Source organism: Limnospira sp. PMC 289.06, from assembly GCF_032350395.1.
GTDB lineage: Bacteria > Cyanobacteriota > Cyanobacteriia > Cyanobacteriales > Microcoleaceae > Limnospira > Limnospira platensis.
Genome location: NZ_JARPLC010000343.1, coordinates 1 through 1,122 on the forward strand (window position 1 = coordinate 1; position 1,122 = coordinate 1,122).

Here is a 1,122-nt window from a genome sequence, read left to right on the forward strand (position 1 = left end):
AGTAGGGATAAGTGTAACCGCAAGTCCTAGAGGATGTGAGATGTGACCAAAAGCCAACGCCCGGCTGTAATGGACGGGAAATGCTAACAGGTCACGGTTTGATTGTAAGAATAGAGTCTAGTAGGTTTACAAATGACGCAAGCGAGTTGAAAGAAAGGTTTTGAGAAATCAAAGCCAATCAAGACTACGAATAACGTATGGAAAGCTATCCCTTGGTCTCAGGTCCAGCGGAAAGTTTTTAAGATCCAAAAGAGGATATTTCAAGCAGCTAAATCGGGACAGGATGCGAAGGCAAGAAGGTGGCAACGTCTACTGGTGAAATCATATTATGCCCGGCTCCTAGCAGTGCGGCTGTAGGGGCGGGTTCCACGGTCAGCCATGCTTCCCAACAGTCAGCTTAATGAACCCGCCCCCCAAGCGGGTCAAGGCAAAAAGACAGCCGGTGTCGATAGAATGATAGTAATATCGCCAAAACAAAGGTTAATCTTAGCTGAGAATATTAAGGGAAATCTCAAAGCAAAACCCTACATGGTGCGTTACCAGAAAGTTTTTCGTTTCTCTGCCAAGTCTCTCAATGTAACGCACCCTACACGGGCGTGGATTCCCAAACCTGGAAGGGATGAAAAAAGCGGGAATGGGAATACCCACTATCCAAGATAGAGCTAGGCAAGCTTTGGTTAAGTCGGCACTCGAACCTGAATGGGAATCGAGATTTGAAGGCACAAGCTACGGGTTCCGTCCCGGACGGTCTGCCCAAGATGCAATAGCCAGAATATACCTAAGTATCAAACAGGGAAGTTATAGCACAAGACAGAAAAGTTAGGACGTATAATGGCAAGGATATCTACAGAAGACCCAAAAGGCCAGCCCCCTACAGTTACGACCTTAGACAAAAAGTTATCAATGCAATTGAACTATACGGTATGTCCAAAACCAAAGCCAGTCAATTTTTCCATCTCAGCCGGAACACTATCAATCTCTGGCTGCAAAGAAAAGAACACACCGGAGACTTCCTCCCTAAACCTAATCACCGACCTGGCAATAACCACCAAATTACCGACTGGCAAAAATTCAAGGCTTTTGCCCAAGAGCATGGCCACAAAACCTCCGCTCAAATGGCTG

4 protein-coding genes are annotated in these 1,122 nt (G+C 46.3%); all 4 read left to right on the forward strand.

All coding sequences use genetic code 11. From position 1 onward, the window contains the following. The first annotated feature begins 177 nt into the window (after positions 1 to 177). Positions 178 to 357, forward strand: coding sequence for a reverse transcriptase N-terminal domain-containing protein (locus tag P5674_RS25045; RefSeq protein WP_231852263.1), 180 nt, complete (start codon positions 178 to 180; stop codon positions 355 to 357). A 21-nt stretch (positions 358 to 378) separates the two neighbouring features. Then, positions 379 to 660 carry a hypothetical protein gene (locus P5674_RS25050; RefSeq protein ID WP_014274759.1) on the forward strand — a complete coding sequence of 94 codons (282 nt, stop codon included), beginning with the start codon at positions 379 to 381 and terminating at the stop codon, positions 658 to 660. After that, complete coding sequence (locus P5674_RS25055) at positions 620 to 823, forward strand: hypothetical protein (RefSeq protein ID WP_071941086.1); 204 nt, start codon at positions 620 to 622, stop codon at positions 821 to 823. The genes P5674_RS25050 and P5674_RS25055 overlap by 41 nt, the downstream gene beginning before the upstream one ends. A gap of 19 nt (positions 824 to 842) precedes the next feature. Next, positions 843 to 1,122 (forward strand): IS630 transposase-related protein (locus P5674_RS25060; RefSeq protein WP_315643310.1); only part of this gene is annotated, 280 nt, incomplete at its 3' end.

Coding starts and splice junctions, on each gene's coding strand:
- P5674_RS25050 (WP_014274759.1), top strand. CDS start 379: ATGCTTCCCAACAGTCAGCTTAATGAACCCGCCCCCCAAGCGGGTCAA.
- P5674_RS25055 (WP_071941086.1), top strand. CDS start 620: ATGAAAAAAGCGGGAATGGGAATACCCACTATCCAAGATAGAGCTAGG.